This window comes from Bacillus atrophaeus, from assembly GCF_039519175.1.
GTDB lineage: Bacteria > Bacillota > Bacilli > Bacillales > Bacillaceae > Bacillus > Bacillus atrophaeus.
Genome location: NZ_CP154443.1, coordinates 2,065,935 through 2,089,823, shown reverse-complemented (window position 1 = coordinate 2,089,823; position 23,889 = coordinate 2,065,935). Strand labels below are relative to the sequence as shown.

Annotated in this window: 4 protein-coding genes; all 4 read right to left on the bottom strand. The window is 46.7% G+C overall.

Going from position 1 to position 23,889, the window contains the following annotated elements; genetic code table 11:
* Nucleotide 1: 1 nt before the first annotated feature.
* From AAHT65_RS10565 to AAHT65_RS10550, 4 genes are read right to left on the bottom strand one after another with little or no spacing between them, the layout of a single operon-like run.
* On the bottom strand, nucleotides 2-7,561 hold the full coding sequence (locus tag AAHT65_RS10565; protein ID WP_343311473.1) for a beta-ketoacyl synthase N-terminal-like domain-containing protein: 7,560 nt from the start codon (nucleotides 7,559-7,561) through the stop codon (nucleotides 2-4).
* Between the two features lie 17 nt (nucleotides 7,562-7,578).
* Nucleotides 7,579-12,102, bottom strand: a complete 4,524-nt coding sequence (locus tag AAHT65_RS10560) for a type I polyketide synthase (RefSeq protein ID WP_343311472.1) — start codon at nucleotides 12,100-12,102, stop codon at nucleotides 7,579-7,581.
* Nucleotides 12,095-14,767 (bottom strand): non-ribosomal peptide synthetase, encoded by a 2,673-nt coding sequence (locus tag AAHT65_RS10555; protein ID WP_343311471.1) that lies wholly within the window; start codon nucleotides 14,765-14,767, stop codon nucleotides 12,095-12,097. Before AAHT65_RS10555 ends, AAHT65_RS10560 begins: the two co-directional genes overlap by 8 nt.
* A gap of 20 nt (nucleotides 14,768-14,787) precedes the next feature.
* The gene (locus AAHT65_RS10550; RefSeq protein ID WP_343311470.1) at nucleotides 14,788-23,886 is read right to left on the bottom strand and encodes a non-ribosomal peptide synthetase/type I polyketide synthase; all 9,099 of its coding nucleotides are present in this window, start codon (nucleotides 23,884-23,886) and stop codon (nucleotides 14,788-14,790) included.
* Nucleotides 23,887-23,889: the final 3 nt, after the last annotated feature.

Below are 23,889 nucleotides of genomic sequence, written 5' to 3'. Positions count from 1 at the left end.
TCTATTCGCCGCCTCTCAATCTTTTATCTCGCTGATTGCGCATCCGCGTTTTTCTCCGTCCGCTGGATACAGCCGCCAATTCCTCTTTCTCCTCATCACTTTCTTCTTGATCAGGACTAATAAATTGCGCTAAAGCAGCCACAGATGGGTATGTGAATAAAGTCACCACCGCCTCATTTGTTCCCAGTTCTTTATTTAAACGGTTTGTCACTTGTACAATATCTAAAGAACTGGCCCCAAGATCAAAAAAGTTATCATGTATGCCGACTTGCTCCAAACCCATAAAATCCTGCCAGATGCCGCAAATGATCTGTTCTGTTTTGTTGCGCGGGGCGACATATGGATTATTCAATTCAGGTCTGGTGTGTACGGCGGCTGCCTTTTTCTTCTCACCCGCTCTGCTTTCTGTATTCATGGATATCCATTGCCTGATTCTGTGATCCAAATCACCTGTTGAAACCAATAAATAGCGATTGCGGACATCAGACAGCACATATTGAAAAAGCTCGCCCCCTTCTTCGGGCAAAATCGCAAGATCAGCAATGGATTCTCCAATTGTAGATTCAAGCTGTCCCCAAAAGTTCCAGGCATCCCAATTGACGCATATCCAAGGAGTCTCGCTGCGCTGATTCATCTTCACGGAAAAGGCATCCATATAAATATTCGCTGCGGAGTAAGCGGAAAAACCGAGACCGCCGAGTAAAGCACTGATCGATGAAAACAAGAAGCAGAAATCTATTTTTTCGTTTTCCAATAACGATTCAAGCACTTCCAGGCCTCTTACTTTAGACTTGAATTGATCTTCTCCGCCTTCAATTGCTGCAGGTATATCCTTAATGGCCCGGAATGATGAACTGCCCGGGAGACCAGCGGCGTGAAAGACGCCGGTCAGCTGTCCGAATTCAGCATGGATTTCTCTCATAACAGACTGCATATCTAACAGGCTTCCTGCATCCGCCTGAAGGGCTGTCACCTTTGCGCCCAGCCGTTCCAATTCTTTTATTTTCCCGATTTTCACCGCTATCGGATCATCTTCCTGATGTTCTTTGCACCAGCTTTCCCACTGGCTTCGCGGCGGAAGTTCGCTTCTTCCTGTCAGAACCAGACGGACATTCCCTTCTTGCGCAAGCATCTTAGATAAAACAAAACCGATTCCGCCAAGTCCTCCAGTGATAAGATATACGCCACTCGGGCGGATCATCTCCGGCAAGCCGGATGCTTTATTTAACTGAACAGGCTGATACGTCTGCACCCATCTGCGGCGGCTTCGATATGCGATAATCTGATCTAGATCCGGGGCTTCGGCTTCCTCCAGGATCTGGTCAATCAGCTCCTCTTCTTTCCATGTCAAAATGTCCGGTAAAGGAGGGATATCGATGTTCCAGCACTTCATATGGTTGTATTCTTGCGGTATAACTTTCACCGGCCCTAAAATCGGGGACTTTTCTGCATCGATTTGTTCTTCTCCCGTCACCTCATGAATGCCGCTTGTCAGCACAAACATGTCACATTGATTCATTTGTTTTTGATTGGCTGCTGCCTGTGCAGTAAAAATCAAACTGTAATAGCCGCTTTCACTGTAAACACTGAAAGATTGCTGAGCTTCTCCTTGTTCAGAAACGCTCCATAGATGCATTATGCGGTTTGGAAGAAGTCCGTCTGAAGCAAGTGACGAAAACAAACGCTCATAATGCGTGCTGTCGGCCGGATTAATGACATATAATCTGCTGTTCACCTTTTCAAATTGCCGGCCCCTTGTAACAACTGCCGCTTCATGCTCATGACGGCGTATCGTTTGCACCAGCCGGTCTCCAAAGGCTGTTCCTTCATGAAAGACAAGCGTTTTCCCGCTTTCAGCTGGCTGCTCTTGCTTTCGACCGTTTACGGGCTTAATCTTTCTTTCCCATGATGGAAGGTAGAACCATTGATCCATCAGCTTCTTTCGATTTGGCTCATCAGCTGCGGCGAAAGCAGCCGTATTATCAGCCGCATCTATCCAATAGCGTTTTTTCTCAAAAGGATAAGGCGGCAGCGATACGAGACGCTTAGACTTATCACCGCAGTACCTGTTCCAGTCAATCTCATATCCGCATACCCAAATCTGGCCTAATTTTTTCAAAAAATAAGCATGGTCATCAGCCGGTTCTTGAGTATGCCGGACTGTATGAACGATGTCATGCCGGCTTGTTCGCTTCTTGTGCCTTTTGGCAAATGTACTGAGTGTGCTGCCGGGACCGACTTCGATCAACAGCACGTTTTCATCACTTAGAATTTGCTCTAATCCTTCTTGGAAACGCACTGTGCCTCTCAAGTGCTGAGACCAATAAGTCGGATCTGCTGCTTGTTCCGGCAGTATCCATGTTCCTGTTACGTTGGAGACAAAAGGAATACTTGGGGTATGAATATCCATTTGCTTTACAAGCGCTTCAAATTCCGCAAGAATCGGCTCCATCATATAGGAATGAAAAGCATGAGAAGTATGCAGCTGCCGCCCGGCAATGCCCTTCTCTTCAAGGAGAACCGCTAACGCCTCAATCTCCTCACTTTTTCCGGATACTACGCATAAATCATGAGCATTGACAGCTGCAAGCGATAGACCGTTGGCAAGCAGCGGCTGCAGCTCATCCTCAGATAGCTGGACACTCATCATCGCCCCGGACTCCAACTTCTGCATCAATCGTCCCCGCTCCATGACCAGCATTAAGGCTGTGTCTAACGAAAACACGCCTGACAGGCACGCTGCGGTATACTCGCCAATACTGTGCCCGATCATATAATCCGGTGAAATGCCTGCGCTTTGCAGCAGCTTTGCGAGCGCGTATTCAAAGATAAACAGCAACGGCTGCACAACAGCAGTATCTGTCAGTCGCACCCCGTCTTTTGAATCTGGAAAGACGGTCGCCTTCAAATCGATCTGATGTGTTTTTTCAGCCAAGGCAAAGCAGCGGTTTGCTTCTTTCTGAAACACTGGTTCTGCTTCATATAAATCTTTCATCATATCAATATACTGAGAGCCTTGGCCTGAAAACATAAAGGCAGCCGGGCGCCCGCTGTTTCTTTGAAAGCCTGTGAGTTCTGTGCCGCTATCCCATTCCGCTGATTTTGACAGCACGACAGATTTTCTGTATGGAAATTGTTTTCTGCCGGTTTGTAAGGTATATGCCACATCCTCTAACGGAACGTCCGGATGCGTCTGGAGAAATTCCTTCAAACGATGGGTCATCCGGTCTAAAGCTGTGTCTGTTTTAGCTGACAAAACAAGCAGATGTCTTTGTCTTTCAGAAGCTTCTCTGCCTGACAGCGGCTCTTCTTCCAGTACGACATGTGCGTTTGTCCCGCCGATTCCGAAGGAGCTGACACCGGCCCGCCTAGGATGACTGGATTCCTTCCAGTATTTTGCCTCAGTATTGACATAAAACGGCGTCCGGTCAAATTGAATATGCGGATTAGGCGATTTATAGTTCAAGCTTGGCAGAATTGTTTTATGTTTTAGCGATAAGACGGCCTTAAAGAGGCCGGCAATGCCGGCAGCACTGTTTAAATGCCCGACATTGCTTTTAACTGACCCGATTGGAACTGTCATCGTTTTATCACTTTTAAAGACCTGGCTCAGCGCTTCTATTTCGATTGGGTCGCCCATTTTTGTACCGGTTCCGTGAGCTTCGATATATCCCACTGTTTCCGGATCGACACCGGCATTCTGGTACGCATTCTTTAATACTTCTGCCTGACCTTCTACACTCGGAGCGGTAAAACCGACTTTTCGGCTTCCATCATTATTCATTCCTACCCCTTTTATGACCGCGTGAATGGTATGTCCTTCTTTAACGGCGTCCTCATACCTTTTTAAAACAATGATTCCGGCACCATCGCCAAAGACTGTACCGCCTGCATCATGATCAAAAGGCCGGCAATGCCCGTCCGGTGACTGAATCATGCCGTCCTGATACACATATCCTGACCGCAAAGGCGTGCTGACGGTTACGCCTCCCGCAAGCGCCGCGTCACATGCCCCGCTTTGCAGCGCCTGACATGCCGCTCCGATATTCACTAAAGAAGTGGAACAGGCTGTCTGCATCGTGATGCTTGGTCCGTGCAGGTTTAATTTATAAGCAAGCTGGGTACTGAAGAATTCTCTGTCATTTAACAGCATGGAACTGAACTGCTCGGCCCCATTTAGCTTCCCTGCAAAACGGGTAATCCATTCAAGGTTCGGACTCGTCCCGGTATACACGCCGATTTTACCTGTTGTTCGTTCCGGATCGCATCCCGCATCCTCTAACGCTTCCCATGCGCATTCATGCAAAAGCCTGAATTGCGGGTCCATCAGTTCTGCTTCTCTTGAGGAATATTGGAAAAAGTCCGCATCAAACATATCGGAATCCCCGATGACCCCCTTCGCTTTTACATAACCGGGATGCTGCAAGAGCTGATCATCAATGCCTGACGCTTTTAATTCTTCATCCGTAAAGAAACTGACAGATTCTTTGGCGTTTACGAGATTATTCCAAAACTCATCCAAATTGCCGGCTCCCGGAAAACGTCCTGCCATGCCGATGATCGCGATATCAGATCCCCGGCCGTTCGGACGGCTTTGCGGCACCTTTTGATGCTGTGTCTTTTGCGGCTGCCCAGTCATCGTTTGAATCTGTTGATGAAGATGCTTTGCCAAGCTGCGAACTGTGGCAAATTGATAAAGCATAACTGAATCCACTTTCCATTTCAGATAATCCGTGAATTTTGCCGCCAATTGAGAGATATCAAGTGACGTAGCCCCTAGCTCAAAAAACGGCATCTCATCGTCCAGTTCATGGTATCCAAAATGCTTTATGACAATTTCACTGATTGCCTTTTCAACAGCTGATAACGTCAAGACCGATAATTCGGGATGCGGATCCGCCTGTTGCTGAGGCGCACCTTCCTCCCTATCCTGTGCTAAGCTGTCAGGCAGCGGGAAATGCTGCTTTGTAAAAGGATAAGTCGGCAGTGCTAATCTTTTATTATACTGAGGTTCATGCAGGGCGCTGAAATCAATCTCAGCGCCAAGACTCCACAACGCTCCGTATATATGTAACTTTAAAACGTCTGTGTATCCTCGCGTGCCAAGTTCACCTGTCATGCCAACTGATCGGCGCTCTGTAAATACTGATGCACCCTGAGTCAAACGCAGATCTATGCAAACAGCAGGTTCCTCCCGCAAGCAAGACGAGATGTGTTCAAAAAATCGAATCGGCTTGCAGATTTGGCCGGCCCAATAGCTGGCATCTGCTGCTTCGTCATTTGTAAGAACTTTTCCAGTGACGGATGAAACGACTGGAATGTCTGGTGATCTTATTTCCATCGTGCCAAGGAAGCGCATGAATTCTTCCGCTGCGTCAGCCAGCAGATCCGATTGATATGCGGTATTTCCATCAAATAACTCAGCAGCTATTCCTTCTTGTTCAAGCCGTGCCTTCAGCTGATACACATCCTCTGGCAAACCAGAGACGGCACAATACCGCTCATCAATCAGCGCAAGGGATAATGATTTTTCTAAGTATTGAATGATATCCGATTCTGACAGACTGACACCGAGCATTTTTCCTGCCGGGGACACGCTGATTAACTCTCCGCGTTTATATGCAGCAATGGCACCTTCTTCAAAGGAAAACATCCCTGCCGCACAGGCCGCCGTAAACTCCCCGAATCCCCGCCCGATAAAGCGGTCTGGCGTAATGCCGATGTGCTGTAAAAAACGGGCTGCGGCGTATTCCATGATGAACGACAACGCATGGACCAATCCCAGTTCTTTCTCTTCTCGGTATGTTTTTGGGGCAGAAATGCACGCTTTAAAGAAGCTGAGGACATCCTGCTGAAAAACGTTTTGCACCTGTTCAAGACAAACATCAACTTCTTTTTTGAACAGGTTCTCTGTGCAGTACAGCTGCGCATATCGGCCAAAGCCCTCTTGAACGTCTCCCGCAAATACAAACATGGTACTGCTTGGAACAGCTGTCGATTCGCTGATTCGTTTCTCACGCCGATGATCAGAAAGCTGATCAAGCAGATCCTTTTGATGTGTAGCAACAAATGAGATTCTGTACTGAAATTGTTTTCTGCCAAGCTGTAATGTACGAGCTGTGGCTGGCAACGGCGCTTCTGGATTCCGGCGAAGAAAGTCAGCCATTTGATCCATAGAGCGGGCAAGCTCTTGTCTTGTTCTCGCAGAAAGAACAACAAGCTCAGGATTGCCGGCTGGCATTTCATCAGTATGAAATGGAGGCTCTTCAAGGACAACGTGCGCATTAGCTCCGCCGATTCCAAAGGCACTCACTCCGGCTCTTCTCGGTCCTTGCAGAGATTCCCACTCGGTCAGCTCTGTATTGACAAAAAACGGCGTGTTCTCAAACTTGATGCGCGGGTTCGATTTTTGATAGTGAAAAGCGGGCGGCAACTTTTTATGATGAAGCATCATAACGGTTTTGATAAATCCCGCTATCCCAGAGGCGGCGTCCAGATGCCCGATGTTCGCTTTAACAGAACCAATGCGGCAATATGCTTTTTTATCTGTATTGAAAGCACGGATAAGCGCCTCTATTTCGATCGGATCTCCGACTGGCGTTCCTGTCCCGTGGGCCTCAACATAACCAATGGTTTCCGGGTCCGTTTCCGCCATTTCCATAGCTGTGGCAATGACATTCGCCTGCCCTTCCACGCTTGGAGCCGTATACCCGGCTTTATTATTTCCATCATTATTAATTGCAGAGCCCTTGATAACCGCATAAATCACATCGCCGTCAGCTTGGGCATCTTTCAATCGCTTTAATGCGACCACTCCGGCTCCTTCACCAAAAATGGTTCCGTTCGCCTTTTCATCAAATGGGCGGCAATGACCGTCTGATGAATAGATCATTCCTTCCTGATAAAGGTACCCAGATATATGCGGCAGGCTCAGGGTAACACCTCCAGCTAATGCAAGGTCACATTCTCCTCCAATCAAGCCCTGGCATGCCATATGAATCGCGACAAGAGAAGTCGAGCAAGCGGTTTGAACGGATACACTCGGCCCTTTCAAATTAAGTTTATAAGCGATTCGTGACGCGAACGACGAATCATTTAAGTGCATGATTTGAAAAGCGTCTTCATTCTTATGAAGAGAAGACATATGTTGGCCCATCCAGGACAAATTGCTGGAAGCACCAGCATACAGCCCGATCAGCCCGTTAAATCGTTCAGCATCACAGCCCGCATGCTCCAGCGCTTCCCAGGTACATTCATGCATGAGTCTGATTTGAGGATCCATCAAAGCAGCTTCTCTGGGTGAGTAGCCGAAAAACTCTGCATCAAAGTCAGAAACTTGATCAATAATCGGCTTTGCTTTTACATACTCCTCTTGATAAAGCAGCGACTCATCCACTCCGGCTTCTTTTAATTCTTCATCGGTAAATTGAGTGACCGATTCTATTCCTTTTAAAATGTTGCTCCAATACTCATCAATATTTGCCGCGCCTGGAAACTTGCCCGCCATACCGACTACTGCTATTTCCAGTCCTGTTTCTGTCCATTGTTTATCGTCAGCCATGGAAATCAGCCTCCCATCTATTTTCTTCTCATTCGCTGTTTTCGCCGGTTTTTCCCTTCATTTATGACTTTTTGGCGATCTGGCTCTATTCCTTTTTTGTGCAATTCATCACCGCTTTGCTGAGATTTGACGGCTTGGGTTAGCGCTGCAACCGTCGGGTGGCTGTACATCATCACAACCGGGATATCCACGCCAAGTTCAGCTTTGATCCTGCCGCTTACTTGAAGAAGATCAAGTGAAGAAGCCCCTAATTCAAAGAAATTTATATTTACATCAGTCTCGGAATGAAAATAATCTTTGAAGATATCCATCAGTCTTTCTTCAAGAGTGTCCAAGCGCTCTTTCGTCAGCACAGGCTCTGCGTTTTGTCCATCCTTTTTCACATAGCTGTCTTCTATTCGTTTGTGTACGTCCTGCAGCGAAATCAGCACTTGCGGATAGTTCAGCTGCAAAGCTTTCCTAAACGCATTTGCTCCTAGAGCCGGCAGGATTCCTTTGTTTTGCTCATCTGTGTTCACTATTTTCGAAAGGATGGCTGCCGTTTCCGATTCATGCGACATCCCTACTTGTTCCCAGCGGTCCCAGTTGACCGCTATCAGGTTTTCGCCTTCTTTTCGGCATGCATGTGCAAAACTGTCCAAAAATGCGTTTGCTGCTGCGTAGCCGACCTGGCCTCCTGCTCCTAAAAAAGAAACCAAAGAGGAACAAAGCAGAAAGAAGTCCGGCTGTTTGTCTCTAAATGCTTTTCTTAACAGAGCAGTTCCTGCGATTTTGGCTTTTGCCATATGCCACTCATCGTCTGGTGTCCTTGCTTGAATCACTTTACCATCGGGAACGCCCGCTGCATGAATAACGCCATGAATGTCTTGTCCGAACCGGTATTTTGCCTTTTGCAAAGCGTTTTGAAGCTCTGCCTCGTCTGAAACGTCCGCCTGCAATACCAGCACCTCAGATCCCAGCTTCTCAAGCTCAGCCACCGCTTTGAGTTTTCTGGATTCAGCCGTGCCGTTTTCGGCTACTTCCATATCTTGCAGGCTTGTTCGGCTTAGCAGCACCAGTTTTGCTTGAACCTTTTCGGCTAAATAAGATGCAAGCGATAATCCGATCCCGCCGAGGCCTCCTGTAATGAAATAAACACCTTTGTACCTGAGATTGTCCGTCATATCCATCTCATCTTGTTTGACCGCCTGCTTCGCCCGCCGAATCCACCTGCTGTTTCCTCGATAAGCCACCACAGGCTGATCATCTTCTTTAGTCAGTTCATAAGAAATTATTTCAGCCCAGCCTGATTGACCGTGCCGCGGATGCGGACAAAGATCGACGGTTTTGCAGCTGATTTGCTTATACTCTTGAGGAATGGTCAGACAGACTCCTGTGAGTGCGGCCTGGTGGGGCTGAAGGTCTTCCATTCCCGTCACATCATGCGCCTGATTTGTCACAGCGGTGATGTTCATTCTTTTATTACTCTCTGCCAGCAACCGGACAAGATCAAGAAGAGGAAGATAACCGGCTAATGTGTGTTCCGCAATGTCCGTATCACAGTGATCAGAATCCTGCATCCACATGCAGAGGATTTCATCAGGGACAAATCCCCTTATTTTCAGCTCATCCAGAAGTTTTTGCAGATGAGAGGTTTCACGATAATTTACTGTAAACGTGTTTCTGTCTATTTCTGCAAAGCGATCACCCAGCAGGACAGACACTGCTTCCGCTTGCTGTTTTAAGAGATATTGGCTGACATTACTGTTTTGTTCAAAAATGAGTATCTGCTTTCCTTTGTGGGTTCTTGTCTTGATAGCCGGTTCTGATCTTTCCCAGATTGGGATGGAAAACCATTTATCAAAAGGAAGCTGCTGTTCATCCGATGTAGCACTTAGTTTTAATTCTTTTTTGATCTTTTCCTCCATACTGCCTTGAGACGGTTGAGGATCGGGAAATACTTGATGCTCAAAAGGATACGTCGGAAGCGGAACTCTTTTGTATGGGTCATCTTGGCGAAAATGCTTCCAGTTGAAGCTTGTACCATGCGCCCAAATCTTGCCGATGCTATTTAACAGATATGTCCGGTCAGACGCTGCTTCCTTCGGATGCCTGATGATGTTTACAGCGGCATGCCGATCTGTGAAGCTCTTATGCTTTCTCACAAATTGCGTTAATGTATTCCCCGGTCCGATTTCGACAAATACAACGTTGTCCATTTGCAGCAGTGTATTCAGTCCTGAATCAAAATCAACCTTTTTCATAATATGAGAGGCCCAATAATGCGGATCTGCCGCCTGCTCCCCTTTTATCCAATCGCCTGTCACATTCGAAATAAAGGGGATGTCGGGTGCTTGTAATTCCATATCTTGAAGACAATCAGCAAAACGGGATGCCGCCGGCTCCATCATGCTTGAATGGAACGCATGAGACGTTTTTAAATGCTGAATCGCCACTCCTTTTTTCTGCAGGCTGGCGGCAAGGGCATTAATCGGCTCTCTCCGCCCCGATACAACCGATAAACCCGAGCTGTTTGAAGCCGACAGCTCAACTCCCGCCGTCAATTCCATCTCTGTCTCTCTGCAAGGCAGGGCGATACTTAGCATTTCTCCCTCCGGCATATCCTGCATCAGCCGGCCTCTCACCGCCACCATATGGAGGGCGTCTTCTAATGAACAAACGCCGGACAGGCAGGCTGCCGCTATTTCCCCTATACTGTGGCCGATCATGTACTGCGGCTTAAGACCCTTTTTGATCAAGAGGGACGCCAGCGCATATTCAAAAGAAAACAGAATCGGCTGCGTATACGATGTTTGATGGATAAGCCGTTCAGCTTCTGCGCTTTCTGCTTCATCAGCTGGAAACATCACGCTGCTTATATTGATTCCTTCCTCTGATTGGAGAATGGTAAAACAGCGTTGCAGCTCCTCATGAAATATAAGCTCCGTATCAAACAGCTGTTTCCCCATATTGACGTATTGGGAGCCCTGTCCGGAAAACATAAAAACGACAGCCGGCTTCTCCAGCGCCAGAGAAGGCTTTGACAATCCGCTTGTTATCCCTAAAGGACCTGCCGTAAAAGCCTGGCGGTACTGAAAATGCTTGCGGCCCTCCTGCAGTGTGTACGAAATGTCCTGAAGCGGCACCTCTTTGTTCTCTTTTATAAATTGCTTCACCTGATCGGCAGCCTTCACCGCGGCTTTTTGAGATCGGGCAGATACAAGCATGAGGGACTCTTCCTGATCTTTATGACATCGTTCCTTTAGCGGCGGCTCCTCTATAACGACATGAACATTCGTGCCGCCGATACCGAAGGAACTGACCCCCGCCCGGAGTACCTGGGCAGATGTTGTCCATTTTTTTGCTGATGCGCTGACATAAAAAGGGCTGTTTTCAAAATCAATTTTCGGATTTGGCTTCTGATAATGAAGGCTTGGCGGCAGGGTTCTCGCTTTGAGACTCAGCGCCGTTTTAATCAACCCCGCAATTCCAGCGGCTGAATCCAAATGACCGATATTTGTTTTAACAGACCCTATTGCGCAGTACTGTTTTTTATCGGTTTGAAACGCTTGTTTGAGCGCCTCTATTTCAACAGGGTCCCCAAGAGAGGTGCCCGTGCCGTGTGCTTCGATATAAGAAATGCTTTCAGGCTCTACTCGGCTGATATTCAGCGCTTTTTTAATGACATCCGCCTGCCCTTCGATACTCGGGGCGGTAAAGCCAACTTTCCGGCTACCGTCATTATTATAGGCTGATCCTTTAATGACAGCGTAAATATGATCTTGATCCTTCAGCGCCTGCTTTAAGGTTTTCAACACGATGACGCCGCAGCCTTCACCGCCGACCGTCCCTTTTGCTTCTGCGTCAAAAGTACGGCAGCGGCCGTCCGGCGACATAATCATCCCTTCTTGATACATATAGCCTTTTTTGTGGGGACAAGTCACCGTCACTCCGCCGGCGAGCGCCATTTTGCAGTCACCAGTAAGCAAAGCCCTGGATGCGAGATGCACAGCGGTGAGAGAGGAAGAACAGGCTGTATCCACTGCGATGCTCGGTCCTTTTAAATTTAATTTGTAGGAAACTTGCGTATTCATGAAATCCTTATCCGTCAACTGGACTGCTGCAAACTGCTCAGAAGAACTGCTGCTTCTCAATAGCATTGAGCTTGCCTGCCAGTACAAATTTGCAGAAGCCGCGCCGAATAAGCCGATAGGCTGCGAATAGTTTTCCGGATTGTAGCCCGCGTTTTCAAGCGATTCCCATGCGACTTCATGAAACATTCGTACTTGCGGGTCCATCACCTCAGCCTCCCGCTGCGAGTAGCCGAAAAACGCCGCATCGAAATGGTCATGCCTGTCCACTTTTCCTTTGGCTCTGACGTAATCCTTATGATCCAGCTGTTCTTCAGGAACACCAGCTTCCATCAGTTCTTCTTTTGAGAAAAACGTAATCGACTCCGTGCCCGTTTTGAGGTTCTCCCAAAACTCATCAATATTCCTGGCACCCGGGAAGCGGCACGCCATTCCAATAATAGCTATTTCTAAGCCTGTTGTTTTACTCATCAGAGATCCCGCCTAACAGTTGTACGACATTTTCTAAATCTTCCGCTGCCTCTTCCGCCCCCTCAGCATCTGTTGCAGAATTCTCAGACTCCACTTGCCGGCTGAGCTGGGCTGCTATTGCCGATACGGATGTGTATTGGAACAGCTGAATAACTGATAGCTCCTGCCCGAACTGCTCTTTCATTTTGTTCGATAGTTCAACGATGTGAAATGAGTTTCCGCCGATATCAAAAAAGTTATCCTCCATGCTGATATCAGATTCAGGGATATTCAAAATCTCGGCAAAAATTGAAACTAATTTTTTCTCGGTTTCATTGTGCGGTTTTATGACTTTCTCGAGCGATTCAGGCTCTTCCGTTGGATCAGGGAGCGCCTGAAGATCGAGCTTTCCCGACAGGTTCATCGGAAATGATTCCACCCGAATGAATCGTCTCGGGATCATATAACCGGGCAGCTTTGATGCTAAAAACCCTCTCATTTTTCGAGTTTTCAGCTTTTGATCGGAAATCAGATACGCCACAAGAAACTGATCATTTGATTCCTTCCGAACTGGAATGACCACAGCATTATGAATGATTTGTCCTGACTCGCGGTAATCTAGCAGTGTCTGCCTAATCTCATCAAGTTCCACTCTGAATCCTCTGATTTTCACTTGATCATCATATCTGCCGAAAAATTCGATCAATCCGTCAGAACGCCATCTCGCTAAGTCACCGGTACGATAAAGCTTGCTGGCAGGGATATGTTGCGGTACTGTAAACTTTTCAGCCGTCAGCTCTGGCTGGTTGATATATCCTCTAGCCACACCGTCGCCGGCAATGCATAATTCTCCGTACACGCCGATCGGCACAGGCTGGCCACAGTGATCTAAAATAAAAATCTGCTCATTCGGCATCGGCCTGCCGATCGGCACAGCAGCTTCCTTCCAAGACTCGGGAATGATAAAAGCGGCTGACTGTACCGCGCATTCCGTCGGTCCGTAATTATTTGTCATCACTGGCTTGTCAGCTCGAAACGTTTGTAAAAATTGCTGAACCAATTGGGGTGGAAGGACTTCGCCACCTGCCAATATTAACTTCAGCTCTTCAACGTGATGCGGCTCATTCTCATCAGCCGCTTTGATCATAAGGCGTAAATGGGATGGCGTCGCGTCTGAAATATGAATGTGATTCTCTTCATAAAATGACCACAGCCCTTTTCCATCCATCCTCGCATGATCCGGTGCAATATATAAGGTGTGCCCGAGAAGCAGCGCGGGAAACATCGTTTGCACCGAAGCATCAAAAATATGTGACGCAAGCATTCCTATGCGGAGGTGCACTTGTGAAAGCGGCTGAAAATGAATGCCGTCCAGGCCAGACACCAAATTGACGACTTGACGATGCTCAACCATCACACCTTTCGGTTTGCCGGTTGTCCCGGATGTATACAGCACATAAGCAAGGTCTTCAGGAGACGGCTGACGCTCCTGCTCCGCTACCTGATCGAATTTCAGCATCTCCTCTATAAACAATCTGTTTTGCCTGTCAGCAGAAATGGCAGTGTCTTCGTTCGTGATCACTAAACGCGAACCGCTGTTTTTCAGCATATATTCCATCCGCTCAGACGGAAGATTCACATCTAGAGGCAAATAAGGACAGCCGGCTTTCAAAATGCCCAATATGCCAATCACCATTTCAGCCGAGCGATCGACCATCAGCCCCACAGGCTCCTCATGGCGAACACCTTCTTTTATCAAAAAAGCCGCGATTCTGTCTGACAATTCATCTGCCTCACAGTACGTGTAGCTGACATCTTCATAAACAATCGCCGGCTGATCCGGCTTGCGATCGGCCTGTTCTTTGAAAAGGTCGACAATGGATTTGTTTTTCGGATATGGCTGATCTGTTTGATTAAAAGCGGTGGTGATTTGCTCTCTCTCTTCTTGAGAAAGAAATTGCAGTTCAGAGACCGGTGTCTCTGGCGCTGACATTGCCTGCTCTGTCAGCGTGCAAAAATGTCCCGCTATCCGTTCAGCAGTTTCAAATGTGTAATGCTTCAAATTCCAGCTCACCTTACCAGTCAATATCCCTTCGTCACGCTGGATGGAAATCAACAAATCGGTGTCCATCTCTTTCAATGACGCAGGCTGCTGAAGGCCAGCCACTGCAAGGGAAATCCCGAAGCGGGGCTCCCCCTTTTTATGCAAAGGATGAAGCTCATCCAACAGAATTTTCACAGGATAATTTTGATGGGCATGCGCTTGTTGAAAAGCCTGTTTCACCCGCTCAAGGCAGTCTCTGAAACTCATAGATGGATCTGTTTTCACCTGCAGCGGAAGAAGATCATTGATTATCGGCTGTGTTTCCCGCTGCTTCAGCACAGGAGCCGCCGTTATGATATCCGTCCTTCCGGTGTACCGATGCAGCAGTGTGACCGCTGTAGTCATAAAAATGATAAACAGACGCAAATCCGATGCTCCGGCTGCCTTTAAGATGGCCTTTTCCAGCTGAGGCGGAAATGTGAACGTTAATGAAGCTTCTTCATCTTTTTGGTCAAGGTGCTGTGAATGATAAGGAAAACGGCAGTCCGTCGGCATATGAGATAATGCAGCCGTCCAATATTGCCGCTCCTTCACTTTTTCAAGAGCTGCAGTTTTCAATTGAAAGACATCGGTTTGATTCATTCTATATTCACCTATTTCTGCTAGATTTTCAGATCGTCTAGTTCCAGCAACGATACTACTTCTAAATCATTGATGCCTGAAGCCAGTTCTATATCTTTGAGAGCGGTTTGCTTACACGCGCTTACGGCTGACAGCACCTCTTTAATCCCTTTCGCAATACTTTCGATAGTTTCTCTTGTAAACAGTTCGGTGCTGTATTCAATGACAGAAGATAAACCGTTTTTGTCTTCTGATGCGATCCACAGCAAGTCAAAGCGAGAGACCGCTGTTTCATACTCATAATCGGTCAATGTGATCCCATCTACCTCTAAAGCAGGCTGACTTAGATTCTGGAGGGCAAAAACGGTATCAAAAATATGATTCCGGTTTAACTTCCTATCTAACTTCAAGTCTTGAACCATATGTTCATACTGATAATCCTGATGGTCAAAATCATCAATGACCAGCTGCTTGACATGTTGCAGGAATTGAGTGAACGTCATTTCTTTTTCAGGATAAAACCGAAGCGGGAGCATATTTACAAATATACCGATGATCCGCTGCAATTCCTCCTGCCTTCTCCCTGCAACAGGAACTCCTACCACAATGTCAGACTGTCCGGTGAGCTTGTGCAGCAAGACTTGATAGATTGCTAAAAGTCCCATAAACAGCGTGGCGTCTTCATCAGCCATTATCGCTTTAAACGCCTCAAGCTCTTCTCCGCTGATATGAAATCGGTAATGGGCGCCTGCAAAGCTTTTGACATCAGGTCTTTGATAATCAGCCGGCAGCTGAAGCTCACGAAAACCGTCAAGCCGCTTCAGCCAATATGTTTTCACTTCATTCAAATCATCAGACTGAAGCATCTGATTCTGCCATTCTGAGAAATCTTTATATTGCAGCTCCAGCGGCGCAAGCTCCTTGCCGTCATACAGATCCATAAACTCGCTGACTAAGATATCCTGAGATAAACCGTCAGAAATAATATGGTGCATATCAAGCATCAGAATATACTCATTATCGTTATTCTTAATAACCCCCGCTCTCATAAGCGGAGCCTGATCAAGCTGGAACGGCTTTAAGAAGCCGCTGATGACTTCTTGTTCTTTTTGCTTCCGCACTTCCTCATCTGCCGTATGTGATAAGTCAAAAAAGTCTGCATGGAATTCCGCATGCTCAGCTATGCACTGCATTGGAACGCCGTCTACCGCTTCAAAGGATGTTCTTAAACTCTCGTGCCGCAAGATCAATTGCCTGAATGCATGCTCAAGCTTTTTCATCTCAAGCTTTCCTGCAATCCGGCCCGCTGTGAACTCATTGTAGCCAGTACTTGTTTTATCAAACTGCTGAACTAGATAAAGCCGCTTTTGCGCTGAGGACAGGGGATAATAATCCCGTTTTGCAGCTTTTTCTATCTTTTTGTACATTTTCTTTTCGGCTCGGCTGATAAAATCGGCCATTTGCCTGATCGTCGGAATCTTAAAGAAATCCGGCAGTGCAATTTCGACATGAAACGCTTGATGAATAACAGAAATGAAAGTAATCGCTTTTAACGAATCCCCGCCCATTTCAAAGAAATCATCGTCTATGCCGATTTGATCAATCTTGAAAAACGACTGCCAATGAACAAGAAGTTTTTTCTCGATATCAGTCACCGGCTCAGCATATTCAGCGGTAAGTTCTGGCCGGCCGTACAGCGAAACGTCCTCATGCTCTTCATCGTTAGGCTGCTGCAGACGATTTACATATTTTTGTATCCTTTCCTGCAGATCCGTGGCAGACACCACAATCTGATCCGTATGCTCAAACGTGAAAATTCTTTCGAAGACCTCTCGACCTTCTTGTGCGCGGATCAGCGTATTCTCTAAATCCCCTCCAATAGGTATATCCGGCTTTTTGCCGTCTTCAAATTCCCATCCGTCCAAATTTAGAGCTGTCCACTGAACCGGATGCCGTGAATTATGATCATATACAAAGGCATCGACAAACTGGTTCACTGCAGTATAGGCGGTAAATCCAAGTCCTCCCAATATCGGCGATAAAGATGAAATCAAAAAACAGAAATCAAGCGGACGATGTGCCAGAGCTTTTTCCAAAACTGCAACACCCGTCATTTTTGCTTGAAAATGAGCATTTGAGAAACTTTTATCCGTTTGTTCCATCATCCTGAATGACCGTTCGCCTGTTACACCAGCCGCATAGATGACACCATGGATCGAACCATACTTACGCTCGGCCATTTGAACCAATTCAGTCATATCGGCTTCACAGCTTGCATCCACAGCAGCCACGGTCACTTCTGCACCTGCTTCTTCTATCTCATATACCGACTTTATTTTTTTAACCGTTGGATCATCCTCAGCATGCGTGCTAATCAAGGACTCCCATTCACTTCGTGGCGGAAGGCCTGAACGGCTCGTCAAAATGAGTTTTCCTTGGGTTTTCTCAGCAATCGTTTTTGCTGCATTTAAACCGATAAAGCCCAGCCCGCCAATCAGCAGGTATACGCCGTCGGGACGAAGGTGTCCCTCTGATGATTCAGAAGGCACGGCTGTTCGAATAAAATTCCGGGTGTATCTCTTGTTATTTCTGTAAACCGTTAAGAGATTCCCAGACTCTGTCATCAGCTCTGATTTGATGAGCTCGAGCAGCTTGTCTTCTTTCCAGGATCCCTCTTTCTGACTGTCTATATCAATCACTCTATAGCGAAGGAACGGTGTTTCCTGAGATATGACCATACTAGGCCCTAGATGTATGGCTTTCTCTGGATACAGCGTATCTTCTCCGCCAAGCTGATACGTAAGAGATGATAGTGCAAAGATTGAAATTTCCTGCTCTGTTCCTTTCTTTTTCAATGCCTGGCCCAAGTAAAGCAGGGAGTAATAGGAATTAGTTTGCATTTGCTCAATCCACTCGGAAGCGTCTGCGGATTCATCCATCTCCGCAAGCCCCCAGAGATGCAAAATCCGGCTGTATCGGATGTTATCCTTCTCAAACGCTTCAAATAGACGGCTGTAATCTTCCGCTGAATCAGGGCGAAGCGTGTAAACGCCTTTTTCAACCTGCTGGTATTGATGCCCTTTTTGAATGATGACACAAGAGTCATAGAATGATTGGAGATCGCGAATAAGCTTATGGCAAAAATCACTGTCTTCCATAAAAACTAGCAAACTTTGTTCCGCCGTTTCGATCTCGGGAGAAATTGCTAGGATTTCTTTCTCCCATTGCGGCAGATAGAACCACTCCTGTAGCGGAAGCTTGCCCCCTGAATGCTGTTTGCCTTTCTGGGCGGCGATATGATTCCGTTTATACCAATACGATTCCTTTTCAAAAGGATAGTGAGGCATAGAGGTCTTCCGAGGATTTCTGTCCTCGTGAAGACTGTACCACTCAATGTCCGCGCCATACATCCACATCGTTCCGATTCTGCTGAGTAAAAACTGAACATCCGACATACTCTGCTTGCTGTTTTTCAGCACATTGCAAGCATGCTGACGGAGCTCATCCTTAATCGATCTTTTTACCAGCACACTTAAATCCTGCCCCGGGCCGATTTCGATAAAGATGGCATTTTCCTGCTTCGATAACACGGCAATTCCTTCGGCAAAGCGCACAGTCTCAGTCATGTGCCGCTTCCAATATTCATAATCCGCTGCTTCTTCATCCGCAATCCAATCGCCGGTTAAGTTCGAAAAGAAAGGTATACCAGGCTTTTCGTAAGCAATGTGCTTAGCCGTTTGCCCAAATCGTTCAGCAGCGGATTTCATAACCTGCGAATGAGCAGCTATCGATCCTTTTACTCTCATGCAAAGCACTTTTTCGGCTTTCAATTGTTCTTCAAATACAGCAATGTCATGCTCAAGCCCCGACACAATGCAGGAAGCGTCATTCACAACAGCCAATGAAATGTGATCAGGCAGAATGGCCTTCAGTTCTTCCTCCGGCAGCGGCACACTCAGCATTGTGCCTGCAGGCGCCTCTTGCATCACATGTCCCCGTAAGCTGATCAGCTTGATGGCATCACTTAGTGTAAATACTCCGGATACCGCGGCAGCAGTTAGTTCACCGAAGCTGTAGCCAATCATTGCCCATGGACGGAGCCCCCACTTCATAAGCAGAAGTGACAGCGCATATTCCAGCGCAAAAATAGCCGGCTGGGCATACTTCGTCTCTTGAAGTTTTTTCACGGCAGAGTCTTCATGCTCCTGATCGGGATAAAGAAAATCTTCAAGCCTTTCTCCGGTCGTTTCATAGAATTCGTGAAAACAGCGATCCATCGTCTCTTTGAAGAACGGCTCCTCCCTGTACAGATCCCGGCCCATGTTGACATATTGACTGCCCTGCCCTGTAAACATAAAGATTAATTTTTTATCCTGCTTTTCCTGAATCCGTGACATTCGGCTGAGTCCCCTGTCCTTCTTCTCAGAAAGCAAACGGATGACATCATCTCTGTCCTTTGCCACAAACATTTGCCGATAATCAAAGTGCTGTCTTCCGGCCTGCAGCGTATAAGCGGCGTCAGCGGCATTAAGCTCCGGATTCCTTTCCATCTGCTCGAGCAGATGGTCTTTTGTTTTTTCGAGAGCATTCATCGTTTTGGCCGAAAGAGGAAACAGCTGATATGCACGCGGATGTTCTTCACGTTCACTGACAGGCGCTTCTTCCAAAATCACATGGGCATTGGTGCCTCCCATACCAAAAGAACTCACTCCGGCGCGTCTTGGGGTATTTGTCTTCTCCCACATTTGGAGCTTGTCATTCACCAGGAAAGGACTGTTTTTAAAATTAATATTCGGATTTGCCTCTTTAAAATGAAGGCTCGGAACAAGTTGATGATGCTTTAGAGACAGAACTGTTTTGATGAGACCCGCTGCACCGGCTGCCGCATCAAGATGGCCTATATTTGTTTTTACCGATCCAATCCGGCAAAAGGCTGTCTTATTCGTTTGAAATGCTTTAGTCAAAGCTTCAATTTCAATTGGGTCTCCGAGAGCTGTTCCCGTCCCGTGGGTTTCTATATAACTGATCGTTTCCGGCTCAATGCCAGCGTCAGCAATCGCATCTCTTATCACCTGTGTCTGGCCTTCCACACTCGGTGCATTGAATCCTACCTTTTGGTCACCGTCATTGTTGACCGCAGATCCTTTTACCACCGCATAAATGCGGTCCCCCTCGGCTAAAGCGCGGCTCAATGATTTCACTGCGACAAATCCGACGCCATCGCCGCCTACGGTGCCTTTGGCGTCTTTATCAAAGGCGCGACAATGGCCATCCGGCGATTTCACCATATTCTCTTGGTAGATATATCCGGAAGTAACCGGATGAAGAATAGACACACCTCCTGCCAGCGCAACATCTGATTCTCCATTCAGCACAGACTTGCAGGCCAAATGCAGCGCAACCAAGGAAGTTGAGCATGCTGTCTGAAGCGTGATAGCAGGACCTTTTAAATTGAGCTTATGAGCAACCCTTGTGCTGATCGTATAGGTATCATTTAAAGAACCAATTTCAAACAGCTCTGACATCTGGCCATCCAGTGAATCTGCGAAATGCTGAAGCCATTGAAAATTTGAAGTTGTCCCTGTAAACAAACCAATTTTCCCTTCATAATCAGCGGAAACACAGCCTGCATCCTCCAGCGTCTTCCACGCGTATTCATGAAGAAGGCGGATTTGCGGGTCCATAACCTCCGCCTGTCCCGGTGAATAGCCGAAGAAAGATGCATCAAATAAATCGGGGCCTTCAATGATTCCTTTCGCTCTTACATAATCAGTTCTGGTAAATGTTTGCTCATCAATGCCTGCCGCAAGCAGTTCTTCATCACTGAAAAAGGAGATGGATTCCTTGCCGTTTTGCAGGTTGCGCCAAAACTCATCTATGTTTTCGGCTCCAGGAAAACGGCCGGCCATGCCGATGATGGCGATGCTTTCATCTGATGGAGCACTTTTCTTTGATATTATTGGTGTTTTGTTTTCTCGCTGCTTTTCATCAGGAGCTGACAAAAAATCTGCAAGAGACTGAACTGTAGGACGCCGGAACATCTCAACCATCGGAATACTTCTTCCCGTTTTCTTAGAAAGCTGCTGATTGACCTGAATCAGATGCAGAGAAGTGCCGCCAATTTCAAAAAACTTGTCCTGTATATTGATACTGTCTTTACCAAGCACATGCCGCCAAATCTCCAGTACCATCTTTTCTGTTTCAGAAGCAGATGATGGCGCAATCGCCTTCCGTTCTGTCTCTTTTGTAAGTTCAGGCAATGCTTTTTTATCCAGTTTTCCGTTTGCTGTAAGCGGCATCTCACTCATCACAATAAAGTGAGATGGAATCATATATTCAGGTAAATGCTGGCGTAAGAAAGCGCGCAGCTGTTTTTCATCAATCGTCTCGTCAGTAAAAAGATAGGCAGCCAGGCACGGTGTCTGGGACGCGTCCTTTTTTACGACGGCCGATGCCGCTTTTACCCGTCCGTACCGGCAAAGCCAGTGCTCAATTTCACCGCTCTCAATCCGATACCCCCTAAGCTTGATCTGGTCATCGTTTCTGCCTAAGAACTGAATCGTTCCATCCGGCAAAAAACGGGCGGCATCTCCTGTTTTATATAAGGTTTCACCCGGTTTAAAGGGATGTACCACAAAGCGCTCAGCGGTCAGTTCCTCCCGCCCCAAGTAGCCTGCTGCTACTCCTTTTCCACCGATATATAATTCGCCTTCCGCCCCTTGCGGCAGCAGATTCAAGTTTGAATCAAGAATGTATATATCGGTGTGTGCGGCAGGACGTCCAATCGGCACATATAGATCTTTATCCCGAACAGAGGTGTAACGGTGAATCATGCAGCCCACCACCGTTTCCGTTGGACCGTATTCATTAAAGATCTCAATTTGTCCATTGAAGTTTTCTTCAATTTTTGCAGCCAAGGACGTTTCTAATTGCTCTCCCCCCAGTATCAGGCATTTCATCGCACTGTTTTGAAACGGCAGCTCGGAAATGAAATGCAGATGGGAAGGGGTCAATTTCATGACGTGGGCGCGATTATCCTTCAAAATCTGTTCCACAAGAAGCTGCTTGTTTTTATCCTGATACACAATAATTGTGTTTCCGGTCGCAAGCGGGGTAAAGATAGAGGTCACCGTTAAATCAAACGACAAAGATGTATAAAGGGCGAAATCTCTTTTTTCCCCTCTCACATATTGTTCGGCGGCCCAGGAAATATAATTTTCAAGACCTAGATGCTTAACAAGCACCCCTTTTGGCCTGCCTGTTGTTCCTGAGGTATATATACAATACGAAATGTCCTCCGGGCCGTAATGCTTCACCAGATTGCTGTCGTTCCCCTGATAAAGCTTTTGGTCGGTAATATCTACTTTTAGACCATCGTACGAGTAAACCAGGCCCTCAATATCTTGTGTTAACAGCAGTTTTACTGCGCTGTCCTGAAGAAGATATTCAATTCTTTCCGCAGGATAATCGGGATCAATCGGAACATAAGCGCCGCCTGCTTTTAAAACAGAAAGACAAGCGATCACCATTTCAATTGAATGTTCTGTTAAAATACCGACTCTTTGTGCAGGTTTGACACCCTGCTTTTCTAAAAAGCGGGCGAGCTGATTCACTTTTTTATTCAATTGATCATAAGTCAGGCCTTCTGAGCGAAACGTCACAGCCAGAGCGTCCGGCGTCTTTTCCGCCTGCTGCTCAAACAAATCTATAACAGTTGGATGTTCGTTTTCGGTCATGCCTTTATAGTTACAAAACTCTTCAAGCTGATAATGTATTTCATCTTTTGAAAGCATATTGAGGCGATGGATGGATCTTTCTGCCGGATGCTCAATGACTTCCCATAACAGGTTGAGAAAATGCTGTCCCAGCCTATTCATTTGAGCAGCCGACATGACATCGGGATGATATATAAATGAGAAATGAATATGTTCATCAAAAGCCTGTACACTCAATGTCAAATCAAATTCAGTCTGTTCGAACATATCATATTGTTCGATTGTAAGAGGATGGTCGCTTGACTTAAGCATTTGATCAAGCGGATAGTTTTCAATCACAACAATCGAGTCGAACAATGATTGCTCAGCAGTCAGCCCCGCATATGTTTTTAAATCAGACAGTGGCGTATGCTCATATTCACTTCTCCTAGCAGTCTGTTCATGTGCAAGCTGAATCACATCTAAAGGTGTGGATTGAGGCATAAAGCGAAGACGCAGCGGAAGCGTGTTGATAAACAGTCCTGTCATCTGTTGAATCCCCGGCACATCAGCACTTCTTCCTGAAACAGTTGTCCCGAAAACCACTTCTTCTTGATCAGAATACTTCATCAGAAGCAGTCCCCAGACAGTGTATATAATTGAAGCAAGTGTAACTTGCTGTTCAGAAGCAAATGCTCGCAGAGCCTTTCCTTCTGAAGCTGGGAGCTTGATCTCGTGTTTGGAAAACATGGCGTTTCGGTTTCCCGGTCTTTCTGTATTCGGCAACAGTTGCACGGGCTCCCAGCCTTTCAATAATTCTTTCCAAAATGCTGCCTGGCTGTCTTTCGTTTTATGCTGCTGTGCCTGCTGCCATTTCACAAAAGCTTGATAGGATGGTTTTTGCGAAATAACAGGTGACTGTCCCTTTGATAACGCTTGATATGCTTCCAGCCACTCTTTGAGGACAATTCCCATGCTCCAGCCATCCATCAAGATATGATGAAAGCTGATCATCATCCATCTGGAATTCTCTCCTGTTTGATACAACGTGACGCGGAATGGCACTTCTTGAAGCTGAAACGGCTCTTTTCGGTCATGCGCCGCAAGCTCCTCCTTCAGCTTCTCTTGGGAAATACCTTGCTTGAATAGGAGGTTCTGATATCGGATATCTATTTTATGATGCTTTAATACAATTTGAATCGGCTTCGATGTTTCCTTCCATCTGAACACCGTCCGAAGCATTTCATTTTGCTGAACCGTTTGCTGCCATGCTTTTTCAAAAAGAGTATGCTCCGGTTCACTTTCCATTTTTATGAGCATTTGTTCAAAATAAGCATTTCCTTCCGGCTCCATTAAATGGTGAAAAAGCATCCCTTCCTGAATGGCTGTCAGTCCGAGTATGTTGGCTATATTTTTTTTATCTATTTTATTCATTTGCTCACTCACAGA